Source organism: Leisingera sp. ANG49 (genome assembly GCF_059694505.1).
The window spans coordinates 171,553-186,431 of sequence record NZ_JCATZN010000007.1 but is presented as its reverse complement, the minus strand read 5'-3'; the positions used below and the strand labels follow the sequence as shown (position 1 = coordinate 186,431).

Genomic DNA, 14,879 nt, shown 5'->3' with positions numbered 1-14,879 from the left:
GCCGTGCCACGGTAAGATTGAATTCACACTTTCGCGGTCTGCGCTTTTCCACAAGTCGGTAAAGGAATAGTGGCGTCGGCATTGCAATGGAAACAGCCCCCAGAACGCAATCGGATACAACGTCCGTTTGCCATGCATTGTCCCGAAGGCATCAGCAGCCCGTCATCGTGACAGAGCCGGGAAAATCCACCTTCCGATGGCACAAAGTTTTGGCTGACCGAATGGCTGCGGATTTCGGGATTGGCTCCTCGGCGGTAAGCTTCTGGATACGGCAAGTCTGGTGCAAACCAGGATGCCAGCCGTCGAATTCGATCTCGAGCGTGAGATTGCAGGACTGCCTAAATGCGCAGACTCCCTTTGAACATTAAGGAGGCCCAGCCAAAGAGTGACGGGTCACAAGCCTGGTGCTGATGCAGCTCGATCGGCCTTCCGATTTGCCTTCAACCATTGCCGTCAGTTCGCACGCTGCCTTGCGTCCCATTTCACGGTGCGGAACATGCACGGTTGTCAGGGCAGGGCTGACGATCTCTGCCAATTCGATGTCGTCGAACCCCGTCACCGAAACCTGCTCAGGCACCTGGATTCCCAGTCTGCGCGCCTCGCGCAGAGCACCGGCAGCCAGCACATCGTTGCCGCACACGACCACCGTCGGGCGCGGGGTCAGGGACATCAGCTGCCCGAAGGCCTCAGCGCCCTTGTCAATCTCGTAAGCCGTTTCGATCAGTGTCAACGCGCTGGCATCCAGCCCGTATTCGGCCATCGCCTGCTGCACGCCCTCCACCCGGCCTTGCGCCCGGTCGTTGCCCTGTGTGATGCCCGAGATCATGGCAATCCGCCGGTGGCCGGCGGAAATCACACTGCGCGCCAGTTCACCCATGGCGTCTGCGTTGCTGAAACCGACAGACGGCCGCTGCGCCTCAGGGTCATAGGACCAGGCAACCACTGACGGGACCTGATGGCGCTCCAGATACTCGTAGATTTCTGCATCACGCGCATGCCCGATCAGCAGCAGGCCGTCGGCGCCTCGGGCCACCAGGGTGCGGATCTGTTCGCGCTCCACCTCGGGATCGTAGGCTGAACTGGATACCAGGAGCGTGTAGCCGTTCGCGTGCAACTGGTCCTGAAAGGCCTGCAGCCCCCGGGCGAAGATGGCGTTGTCCATGGTTGGAATTATGGCGCCGATGGTGAAGCTGCGCTTGGCTGCCATCACGCGGGCCGCAAAATTCGGCGTGTAGCCCAGTGATTCGACCGCCTGCATCACCCTCTGGCGGGTTGCCTCGATCACCCGGTCCGGAGAATTCAGGCAGCGCGACACCGTGGCGGTGGAAACGCCCGCCGCCTTAGCAACATCGTTAAGTGTCGGAGCTGAACGGGTTTTTCCCATGTGACGCCTGCCATTCCTTTGCCCCTCGTCATAACACAAAATGCAGCGCTTGCCATCCATCTATGTAAGCGCTTGCATTTGTGATGTAAGCGCTTACAAATGGGGTTGGGATAACAATCCGGGATCTTGCGATGTTTCTCTGGTCTGCTGCTGCCGTATTTGCCGTGTTCTTTGCCAATGTCGCCTTTGGCGCCTTTGGCGGCGGCGGCTTGCTGGGGGATGTCGGGGAGATGCTGGTGTTGTTTGCCGCCTCGATCCTGTTCGTGGCGGCAATTCTCAAGCGCGAAGCTGACCACAAGAACAAGAACGGCAGCTGACGGATTTCTAGGGAGGAAGACAATGACGAATGGCACGGATGGCCTCAAATCTGCTGAGCGCCGCAATTTTCTGAAACTGGCCTCAACCGGCTCTTTCACCGCGGCGCTGGTGGCCGGCGCCGGGGGGGTGCTGTGGTCGTCCGAGGCCGCAGCGCAGACTGCCAAGGAAGAGAAAGAGCGCGAGCGCGCGGCGGAGCATATCATGACCGTGGCCACCGCCTATGTGCTGGGCGCGTCGCGCAGCTATCCGATCATGCAGCTGGATCTGAAGGAGAACATCCAGAACGCTACCAACGGCAAGATCTATGTCAAGCTGGCCCCCGGCGGCCAGCTGGGCGCGGGCGGCGCGCTGGTGCAAAAGGTTCAGGGCGGCACCATTCAGGCGGCGCAGCACTCGCTGTCTAATTTCGCCCCCTTCGCCTCCACCGTTGACCTGATCAACATGCCCTATCTCTGCGGCTCCAACCAGCGGTTCACCAATCTGGTCAACTCGGATTTCTGGAAGGCTGAGGTGCATCCCAAGGTGGAGGCCGCCGGCTTCAAGGCGCTGTTTTACGTGAACATCGACCCCCGCGTGGTGGCGGTGCGCAAGGGCGGCAACGCGGTGCTGTCACCCGGTGATATGGCGGGTGTGAAGTTCCGGGTGCCGGGATCCAAGATGCTGCAGCAGTATTACCGCATGGTCGGCGCCAACCCGACGCCGGTGGCCTGGGGCGAGACGCCCTCGGCCATCAAGCAAGGGGTCGCAGATGCGCTCGACCCCTCCGTCGGGGCGCTTTATGTCTTTGGTTTCAAGGATATCCTGAGCCATGTGACCTTTACCCAGGCGGTGCCGGACAGTCAGGTCTATTCCTGCAATCTGGAATGGTTCAACGCGCTGCCTGCCGACGTGCAGGAGGGTGTGATGTGGGGCTCTGAGATGACCGCGCATCAGAACCTGTCCAAGGTGCCCTCCGCCCGTGCATATGCCATGGCCGAGCTGACCAAGGCGGGTGTCGAATTCCACACCCTCAGCGGCGATCAGCTGGGTGAGTGGCAAGAAGCCGGCGGCTACCAGCGCGCCGAATGGGATTCCTTCAAGACCGAGCTGGCAGGCTCGATGGAGAGTTTCGCCAAGCTGGAAGAGGCCGCGGGCACCCAGGGCAAATACTACGTCCACGACGCCTGAGCCGCACCGGGCCGGAGCGCCGTGACACGGCGCCTGCCCATTATTCAACAGCCGCCTTTGCGACAGCCTGCCGGGCTGACTGCGGGGGTGCGCCTGAACCATGGGAACGGCAATGAATTTCCTGCGAACCATCGACAAGAATGCAGAGCGCTGGCTGCTCCTGGTGTTCTATGTGATGCTGGTCATCACTATGGCGATCGAGGTGATCCGGCGTGAGCTGTTTGCCTTTTCCTCGATCTGGGGCGAGGAGATCGTCCGCTATTCCTTCATCTATCTGGCCTGGATCGGCGCCGCGGCGGCGGTCAAGGAGCGCGCCCATATCCGGATCGATGTGATCCTGCATTATCTGGGCCCGCGGCCCAAAGCGCTGATCTACATCTTCGGCGATCTGGTGATGTTCGTGGTCGCGCTTGTGGCGCTTTACTGGTCGTTCGAGACGGTGCTGGTTTCAGCCAAATTCGGTTCAGTCAGCCACGGGCTGCGGATCTCGATGGTCTGGTTCCTGATGGCGGTGCCGGCAGGCTTTGCCCTGATGATCTGGCGCCTGCTGCAATCCTTCCTGCGCGACTACCGCAGCCTTCGCGACGGCACCCCCGTCTTTGAAGGCGACAAGCTGTTTGATTGAAGGGCCTGAGCGATGCTGTGGAATTCACTCAATCAAACAGTCGAACTGGGCTGGGATTTCTACCTGCCGGTGATCATGTTCGTGGCGCTGATCGCGCTTGCGGTACCGGTCTGGGCTGCCATCGGCGCGGCGGCGATCACCATGCTGGTGATGTCGGGCGACCTGCCGCTCAGCGCCATCGGCGAGAGCCTGTTCACAGGCATCGACGCCTTTGCGCTAACCGCGGTGCCGCTGTTCATCTTGACCGGCGACGTGCTGGTACGGACCGGACTCAGCAAGAAATTCCTCGATGTGGCGGAGGCGCTGACCTGCTGGACGCGCGGCGGTTTCGGGTCGGCCACGGTGCTGGTCTGCGGCATGTTCGCGGCGATCTCCGGCTCTGACGCGGCCGGCGCCGCAGCGGTCGGGCGGATGACCATCAACCGGCTGGTCGAAAGCGGCTACCCGCGCCCCTATGCCTGCGCGCTGGTGGCGGCGGGCGCCTGTACCGGCATCCTGATCCCGCCCTCTATCGCCTATATCATCATCGGCCTGGTGCTGGGCATTTCCGCCTCCACCCTGTTCCTGGCGGCGCTGATCCCGGGCCTGGCGATCCTGGTGTCGATCCTGATCACCAATATCATCATGAACCGGCTCTATACCTACGAGACCGGCGGCAACATGGGCCTGGTGGAGTGGCTGGGCAACCTGGGCCACGCGCTGAAGTCCGGCTGGTATGCCTTCATCGTGCCGGGCATCATCTTCTACGGCATTTTCTCCGGCCGCCTGACCCCGACCGAGGCCGGCGCCACCGCGGTTGTCGTCACCATCCTGATGGGCTTCATCCTGGGCACGCTGAAACTGTCGGATTTCCCGGCGATGCTGGTCAGCTCTGCCAAGGTGAACGGGGTGATCCTGCCGATCATCGCCTTCTCCGCCCCGCTGGCAGAGGCGCTGGCGATCATGGGCGTACCGCAGGGGTTCGTGACCGCGGTGACCGGGCTGACCGATGATCCGTCGCTGCTGATCCTCTTGATGATCTGCATCCTGATCGCTGCGGGCTGCGTGATGGAGACAACGCCCAACATCGTGATCCTGGCGCCGATCCTGAAGCCGCTCGCCGACAACATCGGCATGAACGAGATCCAGTTCTGCATCATGATGATCACCGCGCTGGGAGTGGGCTTCATCACCCCCCCGCTGGGCCTGAACCTGTTCGTCGTCTCCGGCATCACCGGCGAGTCCATCCTGAAGATCGCCGCCCGTGCCGTGCCGTTCGTGCTGACCATGCTGATCGTGGTGCTGCTGATCGCCTACGTTCCGCCGATTTCGACCACTCTGCTTCCCGATATCTACAAGTAGGACCCCCTGGAAATGACCCGAGAATACCTGAAAAAGGCTGCCCTGACCCCCAAATCGGATGCCTCCGAGACACACAAGATCGTACAGGGCATCCTGGACGACATCGAGGCAGGCGGCGACGCCAAAGCGCTGGAATATGCCGCCAAGTTCGACCGTTACGAAGGCAACGTGCTGCTGACAGCCGAGGAGATCGAGGCAGCCTGCGCCCTGGTGCCGGAGAAGCTGAAGGCTGATATCCAGTTCGCCCACGACAACGTGCGCCGCTTTGCCGAGCTGCAGAAAAGCACGATGCGGGATGTGGAAACCGAAATCTCCCCCGGCTTCGTCACCGGGCAAAAGGTAATACCGGTGGACGCGGCGGGCTGCTACGTGCCCGGCGGGCGCTACAGCCATATCGCCAGTGCCATCATGACCGTGACCACCGCCAAGGTGGCCGGCTGCAAGCATATCACCGCCTGCTCGCCGCCGCGCCCGGATACCGGCGTGGCCCCTGCCATCGTCTATGCCGCCCATATCTGCGGCGCCGACAAGATCATGGCGATGGGCGGCGTGCAGGGCGTTGCGGCAATGACATTCGGTCTCTTTGGCCTGCCCAAGGCCAATATCCTGGTCGGCCCCGGCAACCAGTTCGTGGCCGAGGCCAAGCGCATCCTGTTCGGCCGCGTCGGCATCGACATGATCGCAGGCCCCACCGACAGCCTGATCCTGGCCGACAGCACGGCGGATGCCCATATCGTCGCCACCGATCTGGTGAGCCAGGCAGAGCATGGCTACAACTCGCCGGTCTGGCTGGTCACGGATGACCGCACCCTGGCCGAGGAAGTGATGCGGCTGGTGCCGGATTACATCGACGACCTGCCCGAGGTGAACCGCGAGAACGCCACTGCGGCCTGGCGCGACTATGCCGAGGTGATCCTGTGTGCAGACCGCGAGGACATGGCGGCCTGTTCCGACGAATACGCGCCCGAGCACCTGACCGTGCAGGCAGAGGACCTGGACTGGTGGCTGGAGCGGCTCACCTGCTACGGCTCGCTGTTCCTGGGCGAGGAGACCACGGTTTCCTATGGCGACAAGGCGGCGGGCACCAACCACGTGCTGCCGACCTCGCGCGCGGCCAGCTACACCGGCGGCCTCAGTGTCCACAAATATATGAAGATCGTCACCTGGCAGCGCGCCACCCGCGAGGGCTCCAAACCGGTGGCAGAGGCCACTGCGCGGATAGCCCGGCTGGAAGGAATGGAGGGCCACGCCCGTGCTGCCGACGTGCGGCTGGCTAAATATTTCCCGGACGAAACCTTCGACCTGACCGCAAATGGCTGACCCGCGCGCCCTGTTCGACCTGGCAGGCCGGACCGCCTGCATCACCGGCGCCAGTTCCGGCCTGGGACGGCGGGCGGCTATCGCGCTGGCCGCTGCCGGGGCGCAGGTGGTCGCGGTGGCCCGCCGGGTGGAGGCCTTGGAAAGCCTCTGCGCGGAGATCGGGTCCGGTTCGGCTCATGTGGCGGCGGATGTGGCGGACCGCAGCGCGCTGGATGCGCTGCGGGAGGCTGTTGCGGCACCCTTCGGGGCGCCGGACATCCTGATCCACGCGGCCGGCGTCAACACGCGGCAATCCGCGGATGACGTCACCGCGGAGGGCTGGGACCAGACCCTGGCGCTGAACCTTTCGGCGCCCTTCTTCCTGAGCCAGGCGCTGGTGCCTGCGATGAAGGAGCGGGGCTGGGGGCGGATCGTCAATTTCGCCTCCCTCCAGACCAACCGCGCCTTTCCCGGCGGCATCGCCTATGGCGCCAGCAAGGGCGGGATCGGCCAGCTGACCCGTGCCATGGCAGAGGCCTGGTCGCCCTTTGGCATCACCGCCAATGCGATCGGGCCGGGGTTCTTCCCGACCGAGCTGACCCAGGCGGTGTTCGGCGATGAGGCCCGCGCCGCCCGCAACGCGGCGCAGACCTGCATCGGCCGCAACGGGCGGCTGGAGGATATCGACGGGCCGCTGCTGTTCCTGTGCTCGGAGGCGTCGGCTTATGTCACCGGACAAATCCTGATGGTTGACGGGGGGTTCACGGCGAAATGAAAGCCTTGGTTTATGAAGGGGTTGAGACGCTGGCGTTCCGCGACGTGCCAATGGCGGCGGGCCGGGACGGCGAGCACCTGATCCGTATCCATGCCTCCGGCATCTGCGGCTCGGACATGCACGCCTACCTGGGCCACGACAACCGCAGGCCAGCGCCGCTGATCCTGGGGCATGAGGCCGCCGGCGTGATCGAGGACGGACCGCAAGCGGGCCGGCGGGTCACGATCAACCCGCTGGTGACCTGCGGCAGCTGCGCCGCATGCACCACCGGGCGCGAGAACCTCTGCGCCAGCCGCCAGATCATCTCGATGCCGCCGCGCGAGGGCGCTTTTGCCCAGTTCGTGGCGATGCCCGAAAGCAACCTGGTGACCGTCCCGGACGAGGTGCCGCTAGAAAAGGCCGCACTGGCCGAACCGCTGGCAGTCAGTTGGCACGCCGCCCGGCTGGCGCTGGAGGCGCTGCATCCAAGCACAGAGCGCCGCGCGCTGGTGATAGGCGGCGGCGCCATCGGCCTGGCTGCGGCATTGGCGCTGAGGGCGATGGGGGTGGCGGAGGTGACCATCCAGGAGCCGAACGAAGCGCGCCGGGCCTTCCTGACGGACCGCTGCGGTCAAAAGGCGGTGGCAGAGTTCCAGGGTATGGTGCCGCTGGTGGTGGACGCCGTGGGCTATGCCGCCACCCGCGCCGCGGCCTCAGCAACTGTCGCGCCCGGCGGGGTGATTGCCCATGTCGGACTGGGCGAGGACACCGGAGGCTTGGATATCCGCCGCATGACGCTGCAGGAAATCACCTTCATCGGCACCTACACCTATACCGCGCAGGATTTCCGCGACACCGCGCAGGCGATCTTCGACGGCCGTCTCGGCCCGCTGGACTGGCCTGAACAGCGGCCGCTGTCGGACGGCGCCGCCGCCTTCCGCGACCTGCGGTCAGGTGCGGTGGCCGCGCCCAAGATCATCCTCGACCCCTGGGCTTGAGCCCGCGCGCCAAACAAACGGAGAGCAACCATGTATGACAATATCCTGGTTCCCATGGCCCTGGATCACGGGGTGTCCGGAACAACGCTGAAGGCCGCCGCCACCCTGTGCAATCCCGGCGGAAACATCACCGCGCTGCATGTCTACGAGGCGGTGCACAGTTCCGTAACTGCCTACCTGGACGAAGACACCGTGCGCGAAGGCTACGACAAGGCCCGCCAGCTGCTCGCCAAGAAGACCGCAGGCCACGGCAATGTGACGGCAGAGATCGTCAAGGGCCGGTCCTACCGCGCCATTGTCGAATACGCGGAGAAACACGGCATGAACTGCATCGTCGTCGGCTCCCACAAACCCGGCCTCAGCGACTATTTCCTCGGCTCGACCGCTGCCCGCGTGGTCCGCCACGCCCCCTGCGCAGTCCACGTCTGCCGGACCGCATGACAACGAAACACGATACCCGAAGCAAAGGCTACTGACCATGAACATAGACAAGAGGATCGCTGACGATCTGGCCGCCAACGGCGTCTCCTTCGTCACGACCGTGCCCTGCAAGCAGCTGGCCGGCGTGATCGAGGAGATCGACCAGCGCGACGACATCTTCCACATCCCCTCCAACAAGGAGGACGAGGGCATGGGGCTCTGCGCCGGCGCCTGGATGGGCGGCAAGCGCCCGGCCATCATCATGCAGAACACCGCCATCGGGGTGACGATCAACACGCTGGCGACGCTGATCCAATACTACCGGATGCCGCTGCCGATGCTGATCTCCTACCGTGGCGAACTGCGCGAGCCGGTGGCCTGCCAGGTGGAAATGGCGGTGCATACCAAGGCGCTGCTGGCCCAGCTCAACATCCCGACCTACCACTTCCACTGGCAGAAAGATGTCGAGGAGCTGGACAACATCCTGAAATACACCTTCATGTGCAACAAGCCCGTTGCCATCCTGACTGACGCCAACTTCTGGGGAGGCTATGGCGACCAATGATCCGTTCTGAAATCCTGAAAGAGATCGCGCCCATCCTGCGGGACCAGCTGGTGGTCTGCAACATCGGCATTCCGTCACAGGAGCTGCACGCGATCGACGACCAGCCCACCAATTTCTACATGCTGGGCACCATGGGGCTTGCCTCCTCCATCGGGCTGGGACTGGCGCTGGCGCAGCCGAAACCGGTGATCGTGATCGACGGTGACGGCTCGATCCTCACCAACCTCGGCACCCTGCCCACCATCGGCAACAACGCGCCCTCCAACTACATCCTGATGATCGTCGACAACGGCTCCTATGGCTCCACCGGTGACCAGCCGACCTATACCAGCCAGCGCACCGACCTGGCCGCCATGGCCCGCGCCGCCGGCTGCGCCCGGGTGGTGGAGGTGCAGGACAAGGACACCGGCCCGGCGCTGGAGGAAACTCTGGCCAGCGGCGAGGCGACGGTGCTGGTGGTCAAATGCGACAGCGGCAACGCCAAGATGCCGGTGATCACGATCGACCCGGTGGTGATCCGCGACCGTTTCATGAAGGCCGTGGCCGGCTGATGGGCGCAGGCGCCATCCATTCCGCCGAGGATGCCCGCCGCCTGGCAAGGCGGCGGCTGCCTTGGATGGTGTTTGACTACATCGACGGCGCCGCCGGGCAGGAAACCGGGGCGGCGCGCAACCGCGCTGCCCTGGACGCCATCACCCTGCGGCCCCGCATCCTGCGCGATGTCAGCCAGCGCTCGCTGGCCACCCGGGTATTCGGCGCCGAAGCAGACCGGCCCTTCGGAATTGCCCCGATGGGCATGTGCAACCTTGCGGCCCCCGGTGCCGACCTGATGCTGGCGCGGCTGGCGGCGCGCCACCGGGTGCCGCACGGGGTTTCCACCGTCGCCTCGACCCCCTTGGAAACCATCCTGGAGGCGTCAGAGGGCTATGCCTGGTTCCAGCTCTATTTCAGCGGCGACGGCACTGGCACCTTCAAGCTGGCCGAGCGCGCCCGCGCGGCCGGTTATCAGACGCTGGTGCTGACGGTCGATGTGCCCGAGGTCGGCCGCCGCCCGCGTGAGCTGCGCCACGGCTTCAAGATGCCGTTCCGCATCGGCCCGCGGCAGTTACTCGACTTTGCCCTGCACCCGCGCTGGTCGCTGGCGGCCCTGTTCAAGGGCAAGCCGGTGATGGCGAATTTCGAGATGGACGGCTATGATTTCGACCGCACCGAAAGCCGGGCGCGCGCCACCTGGGACACCCTAGCCCGGCTGCGCGATCTCTGGCCCGGCAAGCTGGTGGTGAAGGGCGTGCTCGACGCCGAAGACGCCGGCGCGCTGGTTGCTGCGGGGGTGGATGCCATTCAGGTCTCCAGCCACGGCGCCCGCCAGCTGGAGGCAGCCCCGGCCCCGATAGAAATGCTGGCAGAAATCCGTGCGGATCTTGGGCCGGAATACCCGGTTTTTTACGACAGCGGCATCCGGTCAGGCGAGGATGTTCTAAAAGCACTGTCCGTAGGTGCGGACTTCGTCTTTATCGGAAGAATTCTGCAATATGCAATCGCGGCTGCTGGTGAGCAGGGACTGGAACAGCTGTGGGATGCCCTGAGTGAAGAATTGAGTATTGCTTTGGCACAGACCGGGCTGACTCGCTTGACTGATGGCAGTTTGCGGGGGGATTCAACGGCCCATAGCGGGCTGCACCCGACTGCACCTGGATAGAGCCCTGACGTCTTGTAGACAAAACTGCACTACGCGGCGCGGCGTAGATAGGAATTTCCATTGAAGTACCGTTTATCCTTGTGGGCATCGGGAACGCATAGGCTAGTGAAACTGGCAAGGCAGACGAAACTACCTACTTGCTTTACCCGGACATCGCACCTGAAAACATCTGCGGTGTGCTGCCTGCCTTCCCTGCCCAATAAACCTCATTGTTTGAAAGGCCTCAACTTCAAGACTGTCCTCGCGCAAATTAGTTGTGGCACTACGGGTGCTCGAGGAATTGAAGGTTTCCACTAAGTTTTCTATTGAATGAAAGGCTTGGCGCTCTTTACAGCGGCGGCGGCAGGGGCGCATTTCAGAGAAGCTCCGGCCTATGCGGTTTCACTGCCTGGGAGCCTTTGCTGGACTACGCCGGGCGGCTCAGGCAGGTTTCTATTTCCGCCTGCATGCTCTCGATGGAGCTGCACAGCTGGGCAGTGAACGCTTTGGAGGTCAGCGATTGCGTTGCATAGCCCGGGATCAGAATCGACACACCCGTTCCGATTCGCGGGCGGAACCGGCGAATCGCCAAATCGGCCGTGGTCTGGCGCTGCTGCAGGCAGCTGTAGGCGGTGATCATGTCGCAGATCATGTAGCACATGCCAGCCGCAACAAACTGCAGGCCGGGCGCCCAGGTGCGCAGCTCCAGCCGTTTCCGGAACCGGCAGCCGCTCCTTTGAAACGCAGCCTCCGTCCGGGCCGTCAGCGGGTGCTGATCGAACAGCACCGCCATCGGCTGCCCGTCCAGATCCTGCGGCGTGATCTCCTCAGCGGCCGCCAGCGGGTCGCTGGCGGGCATCACGCAGACGCACTCGAGATCGAAATCCATCTGCCGGACAGACGGGCGCGGCGCCGGTGTTTCGGCAAAGCCGATGTCGAATTGCTGCGAGGCAATCAGATCCTCGATCACATCCGAAGACCGCATGATGAGGGAGACCTCAAGCTCATCCTTGCCTTGCAGAAAATCCGTTAGAATCCGCGGCATAAACAGCCCGGCCGCCGCCGGATGGCAGGCGACGCGCAGCTTGCCGGCCTCGTGGCTGCGGATTTTGCTCACAGTGCGTTCGATCCGCTCAATGCGTTCCAGGACAGTTTCGCATTCCTCGAGAAAGAACTGCGCTTCCGGCGTCGGGATCAGCTTGCCTTGCTCGCGCACAAACAGGCGGAACCCCAGTTCACCCTCCAGCGTCGAGATCATCGTGCTGACCGCGGGCTGGGTGCGCCCGACGGTGCGCGCGGCCTGCGAGATGGAGCCGCTGCGCATGACCTCGCGGAAGGTGAATATCTGGCGGATCGAGAAGTTCATGGCATGGGTATTAAAGCAATTGATGGAGTCAAAGATATTTTCAAATTGATCTTATGTCCTTTGTCCAGCCAAATCCGCCAAACCCGGTGAGGGGACGCCGGAAGGAGGACCGATGGACACATTCTCGAAATACTTGCTGACCGGGCTGATCTGTATGGTGGCCCTGGGCCAATTCGTCCAGGTGGTCACCCGCTATCTTTTGCAGATCCCGGTGATGGGGCTGGAGGAGACCATGCTCTACCCGACCATCTGGCTCTATATCCTCGGCGCAGTGAATGCCTCGCGCGAGGATACCCACATCCGTGCCAACGTGCTGGAGATCGCCATCAAGACAGAGCGCGGCCACACCGTGCTGGCGGTCATCGGTGAAATCATCAGCCTGACCGTCGGCCTGTGGCTGCTGAGCTGGGCTTGGGAATACACCCTCTATGCCTGGCGGGTCTGGAAAGAGAGCCCGACGCTCTACCTGCCCACTTTCTATTCCGAAGCAGCACTGGTGGCCGGGCTGGCCCTGATGATGCTCTACACCGCGGTGCACCTGATGCGCCACGTCAATGCCCTGCGCCCCGGAGCCGCAAAATGATCGAGATCGCCCTTCTTGCCATCACCGTCCTGGTGCTGACGCTGACCCTTGGCGTGCCGCTGCCCTACTGCTTCGGCGCCGCCCTGATGATCATGTACTTCCTTGGCGATGTTACCATGAAAGGCATGATGCTGTGGGGATCCCAGCAGCTGGGCAACCCGGTGCTGCTGGCCATTCCGCTGTTCGTCCTGGCGGGCACCATCATGTCAGCCAGCGGCATCGCCGCCTCGCTCTTGAATTTCGTCAATGCCTTCATCGGCCACATCCGCGGCGGCCTAGGCGTTGTGGCGGCGGTCAGCTGCGCCATTATCGGCGCGATCTCCGGCTCCGGCCTGACCGGCATTGCCGCCATCGGCCCGCTGCTGATCCCCGAGATGGAAAAGCGCGGCTACCCGCGGGAATATGCAACCGCGCTGATTGCCAACTCCTCTATCCTTGGGCTGCTGATCCCGCCGTCGGTCACCATGATCGTCTATGGCTGGGTCACCGACACCTCGATCCTCGCCTGCTTCCTGGCGACCCTGGGGCCGGGCCTGCTGATCATGTTCAACTTCTCGGCAATGAACCTGTGGATGAGCCGCAAGTTCAACCTGGTGCTGGATGACGCGCCCGGCTTCTCGCAGCTGGCAGGCGATGTGGCGAAGAAAGGTTTCAACGCCACCCCGGCGCTGCTGATGCCGGTGATCATCCTGGGCGGCATCTACGGCGGCATCATGACCCCGACCGAGGCTGCGGCACTGTCGGTGATCTATGCGCTGCCGGTTGGCTTCTTCATCTACAAGGGCCTCAAGTGGAACAGCTTCCTCGAGGCGGGCAAGGAAGCCGCGACCGCCGTGGGCGCGATCATGGTGATGATCCTGTTCTCGATGATCCTCAGCCAGATGTTCGTCTATGAAGCGATCCCGCAAAAGATGGTCAGCGCGATCTTCGAGATCACCGAGAACAAGGTGCTGCTGCTGATCTTCATCAACATCCTGCTGTTCCTGGTCGGCATGGTCGTGAACGACGTCACCGCCATCATCCTGATCGCGCCGCTGCTGCTGCCGCTGATGCAGGCGATCGGGGTCACCCCGGTGCAATTCGCCGCGATCATGGGCGTGAACACCGCGATGGGCGGCGTCACCCCGCCCTATGCCTCGATCCTCTACCTTGGCGCGCGGATCGGCAACGTGAAGGTCACCAAGGTGATCCCGCCCGCAATGATCCTGATCCTGACAGGCTATGTGCCGGTGGTCTTCCTGACCTCGCTGTGGCCCGACCTGTCGCTCTTTCTGCCGCGTTTCTTCGGCTACTGAACACACCTGACACCTTAAGGAGGAGACTACCCATGAAACACTTTCTGACCGGCACCGCTGCTGCTGCCCTGATGTCGCTGGCGGGCCTCGCCTCGGCCGCAGACCTGAAGATGAGCCACGTGCGCCCCCAGGACACCACCATCGACAAGGAGCTGCGCGCCTTTGCAGCCCAGGTGGACGAGGCCACTGGCGGCGATGTGTCGATCAACATCTTCCCGGCTTCTGCCCTGGGCGATTACACCACCGTGCAGGAACGCATCAGCGTCGGTGCCATCGACATGGCGACCCAGCCCGCCGCGGCCGCCGCGGACCGCCGGATGCAGATCAGCTCATTCCCCTATCTGGCCAATAACTGGGCCGAGGCGCGCGCGATCTATGGTCCGGACGGCCCGGTGCGCAACGTGATGGCAGAGCTTTATGCCGAGCAGGACATCACCATGCTGGCGGCCTATCCGGTGTATTTCGGCGGCGTCTCACTGAACACCGATCCGGTCAATCCGGGCGACCCGTCGCAGGCAAACGGCATCAAGGTCCGTGTGCCCGGCATCAAGAGCTTCCAGCTGACCGGCGAGGCCCTGGGCTACATCCCCTCGCCGATCCCCTTCTCGGAAGCCTTCACCGCGATCCAGACCGGCGTGGTTGACGGTGTGATCGGCTCCGGCGCCGAAGGCTACTACGCCTCGTTCCGCGATGTGACCAAGGCCTATGTGCCCGCCAACACCCACTTTGAAGTCTGGTACATGATCATCTCCAACGGCTCGCTGGCGGAGCTGGATGCAGAGGACCAGGAGGCACTGAAGGCTGCCGCGGCTGATTTCGAGGCGCAGCGCTGGACCGTCGCCGAAGAGGACCAGGGCAAATGGGAACAGCGTCTGGCCAACGACTTGGGCGCCAAGGTCATCGCACTGAGTGATGAGGAACTGGGCGCGATGGCTGCAAAGGTGCGCAGCGACGTCTGGCCGGTGGTTCTCGAAGACGTTGGCGCCGATTGGGGCCAGGGCATTCTTGACCAGATCGGCAAGTAATCCCGCGTCAAAGACAGGGGCGGCCGCGTGCCGCCCCGCAACCGCAGCAAACCCCGGAGAA

At 63.4% G+C, this 14,879-nt stretch carries 16 protein-coding genes; 14 read left to right on the top strand and 2 right to left on the bottom strand.

The annotated features are described in order from the left end of the window. Nucleotides 1–364 precede the first annotated feature (364 nt). On the bottom strand, nucleotides 365–1,384 hold the full coding sequence (locus tag AC58NV_RS20140) for a LacI family DNA-binding transcriptional regulator (protein ID WP_497228719.1): 1,020 nt from the start codon (nucleotides 1,382–1,384) through the stop codon (nucleotides 365–367). A 131-nt stretch (nucleotides 1,385–1,515) separates the two neighbouring features. Between AC58NV_RS20140 and AC58NV_RS20135 the strand changes: the two genes are divergently transcribed. The 11 genes from AC58NV_RS20135 (at nucleotide 1,516) to AC58NV_RS20085 (ending at nucleotide 10,570) form a co-directional block, all read left to right on the top strand. After that, nucleotides 1,516–1,701 (top strand): hypothetical protein, encoded by a 186-nt coding sequence (locus tag AC58NV_RS20135; RefSeq protein ID WP_497228718.1) that lies wholly within the window; start codon nucleotides 1,516–1,518, stop codon nucleotides 1,699–1,701. A gap of 22 nt (nucleotides 1,702–1,723) precedes the next feature. Continuing rightward, on the top strand, nucleotides 1,724–2,869 hold the full coding sequence (locus AC58NV_RS20130; protein ID WP_497228717.1) for a TRAP transporter substrate-binding protein: 1,146 nt from the start codon (nucleotides 1,724–1,726) through the stop codon (nucleotides 2,867–2,869). 112 nt (nucleotides 2,870–2,981) lie between these two features. Beyond that, complete coding sequence (locus tag AC58NV_RS20125; protein WP_366662175.1) at nucleotides 2,982–3,494, top strand: TRAP transporter small permease; 513 nt, start codon at nucleotides 2,982–2,984, stop codon at nucleotides 3,492–3,494. Nucleotides 3,495–3,506: 12 nt separating this feature from the next. Then, nucleotides 3,507–4,835, top strand: coding sequence for a TRAP transporter large permease (locus AC58NV_RS20120; RefSeq protein WP_366662176.1), 1,329 nt, complete (start codon nucleotides 3,507–3,509; stop codon nucleotides 4,833–4,835). Between the two features lie 12 nt (nucleotides 4,836–4,847). Continuing rightward, a complete protein-coding gene (hisD, locus tag AC58NV_RS20115; RefSeq protein WP_497228716.1) occupies nucleotides 4,848–6,155 on the top strand; it encodes a histidinol dehydrogenase in 1,308 nt (435 codons plus the stop codon). Continuing rightward, entirely contained in the window at nucleotides 6,148–6,909 is a 762-nt protein-coding gene (locus tag AC58NV_RS20110) for an SDR family NAD(P)-dependent oxidoreductase (RefSeq protein ID WP_497228715.1), read from the top strand. Before hisD ends, AC58NV_RS20110 begins: the two co-directional genes overlap by 8 nt. Beyond that, nucleotides 6,906–7,886, top strand: coding sequence for an alcohol dehydrogenase catalytic domain-containing protein (locus AC58NV_RS20105; RefSeq protein WP_497228714.1), 981 nt, complete (start codon nucleotides 6,906–6,908; stop codon nucleotides 7,884–7,886). The genes AC58NV_RS20110 and AC58NV_RS20105 overlap by 4 nt, the downstream gene beginning before the upstream one ends. 30 nt (nucleotides 7,887–7,916) lie before the next feature. Continuing rightward, nucleotides 7,917–8,327 (top strand): universal stress protein, encoded by a 411-nt coding sequence (locus AC58NV_RS20100; protein ID WP_497228713.1) that lies wholly within the window; start codon nucleotides 7,917–7,919, stop codon nucleotides 8,325–8,327. A 37-nt stretch (nucleotides 8,328–8,364) separates the two neighbouring features. Beyond that, entirely contained in the window at nucleotides 8,365–8,871 is a 507-nt protein-coding gene (comD, locus tag AC58NV_RS20095) for a sulfopyruvate decarboxylase subunit alpha (RefSeq protein WP_027256510.1), read from the top strand. Continuing rightward, nucleotides 8,868–9,422, top strand: coding sequence for a sulfopyruvate decarboxylase subunit beta (comE, locus tag AC58NV_RS20090; RefSeq protein WP_497228712.1), 555 nt, complete (start codon nucleotides 8,868–8,870; stop codon nucleotides 9,420–9,422). The genes comD and comE overlap by 4 nt, the downstream gene beginning before the upstream one ends. Continuing rightward, complete coding sequence (locus AC58NV_RS20085; RefSeq protein ID WP_497228711.1) at nucleotides 9,422–10,570, top strand: alpha-hydroxy acid oxidase; 1,149 nt, start codon at nucleotides 9,422–9,424, stop codon at nucleotides 10,568–10,570. The genes comE and AC58NV_RS20085 overlap by 1 nt, the downstream gene beginning before the upstream one ends. A gap of 406 nt (nucleotides 10,571–10,976) precedes the next feature. Here the strand turns inward: AC58NV_RS20085 and AC58NV_RS20080 are convergent, their stop codons facing one another. Next, complete coding sequence (locus AC58NV_RS20080; protein ID WP_497228710.1) at nucleotides 10,977–11,915, bottom strand: LysR family transcriptional regulator; 939 nt, start codon at nucleotides 11,913–11,915, stop codon at nucleotides 10,977–10,979. Nucleotides 11,916–12,027: 112 nt separating this feature from the next. On the opposite strand from AC58NV_RS20080, the gene AC58NV_RS20075 reads away from it, so the two are divergent. Genes AC58NV_RS20075 through dctP form a run of 3 tightly spaced genes read left to right on the top strand, consistent with a single transcriptional unit; the run spans nucleotide 12,028 to nucleotide 14,818 of the window. Continuing rightward, nucleotides 12,028–12,498, top strand: a complete 471-nt coding sequence (locus AC58NV_RS20075) for a TRAP transporter small permease (RefSeq protein ID WP_497228709.1) — start codon at nucleotides 12,028–12,030, stop codon at nucleotides 12,496–12,498. Next, the gene (locus AC58NV_RS20070; RefSeq protein ID WP_497228708.1) at nucleotides 12,495–13,793 is read left to right on the top strand and encodes a TRAP transporter large permease; all 1,299 of its coding nucleotides are present in this window, start codon (nucleotides 12,495–12,497) and stop codon (nucleotides 13,791–13,793) included. The genes AC58NV_RS20075 and AC58NV_RS20070 overlap by 4 nt, the downstream gene beginning before the upstream one ends. Before the next feature lie 32 nt (nucleotides 13,794–13,825). Continuing rightward, the gene (gene dctP, locus AC58NV_RS20065; RefSeq protein ID WP_497228707.1) at nucleotides 13,826–14,818 is read left to right on the top strand and encodes a TRAP transporter substrate-binding protein DctP; all 993 of its coding nucleotides are present in this window, start codon (nucleotides 13,826–13,828) and stop codon (nucleotides 14,816–14,818) included. Nucleotides 14,819–14,879 lie beyond the last annotated feature (61 nt).

Coding starts and splice junctions, on each gene's coding strand:
- AC58NV_RS20140 (WP_497228719.1), bottom strand. CDS start 1,384: ATGGGAAAAACCCGTTCAGCTCCGACACTTAACGATGTTGCTAAGGCG.
- AC58NV_RS20135 (WP_497228718.1), top strand. CDS start 1,516: ATGTTTCTCTGGTCTGCTGCTGCCGTATTTGCCGTGTTCTTTGCCAAT.
- AC58NV_RS20130 (WP_497228717.1), top strand. CDS start 1,724: ATGACGAATGGCACGGATGGCCTCAAATCTGCTGAGCGCCGCAATTTT.
- AC58NV_RS20125 (WP_366662175.1), top strand. CDS start 2,982: ATGAATTTCCTGCGAACCATCGACAAGAATGCAGAGCGCTGGCTGCTC.
- AC58NV_RS20120 (WP_366662176.1), top strand. CDS start 3,507: ATGCTGTGGAATTCACTCAATCAAACAGTCGAACTGGGCTGGGATTTC.
- hisD (WP_497228716.1), top strand. CDS start 4,848: ATGACCCGAGAATACCTGAAAAAGGCTGCCCTGACCCCCAAATCGGAT.
- AC58NV_RS20110 (WP_497228715.1), top strand. CDS start 6,148: ATGGCTGACCCGCGCGCCCTGTTCGACCTGGCAGGCCGGACCGCCTGC.
- AC58NV_RS20105 (WP_497228714.1), top strand. CDS start 6,906: ATGAAAGCCTTGGTTTATGAAGGGGTTGAGACGCTGGCGTTCCGCGAC.
- AC58NV_RS20100 (WP_497228713.1), top strand. CDS start 7,917: ATGTATGACAATATCCTGGTTCCCATGGCCCTGGATCACGGGGTGTCC.
- comD (WP_027256510.1), top strand. CDS start 8,365: ATGAACATAGACAAGAGGATCGCTGACGATCTGGCCGCCAACGGCGTC.
- comE (WP_497228712.1), top strand. CDS start 8,868: ATGATCCGTTCTGAAATCCTGAAAGAGATCGCGCCCATCCTGCGGGAC.
- AC58NV_RS20085 (WP_497228711.1), top strand. CDS start 9,422: ATGGGCGCAGGCGCCATCCATTCCGCCGAGGATGCCCGCCGCCTGGCA.
- AC58NV_RS20080 (WP_497228710.1), bottom strand. CDS start 11,915: ATGAACTTCTCGATCCGCCAGATATTCACCTTCCGCGAGGTCATGCGC.
- AC58NV_RS20075 (WP_497228709.1), top strand. CDS start 12,028: ATGGACACATTCTCGAAATACTTGCTGACCGGGCTGATCTGTATGGTG.
- AC58NV_RS20070 (WP_497228708.1), top strand. CDS start 12,495: ATGATCGAGATCGCCCTTCTTGCCATCACCGTCCTGGTGCTGACGCTG.
- dctP (WP_497228707.1), top strand. CDS start 13,826: ATGAAACACTTTCTGACCGGCACCGCTGCTGCTGCCCTGATGTCGCTG.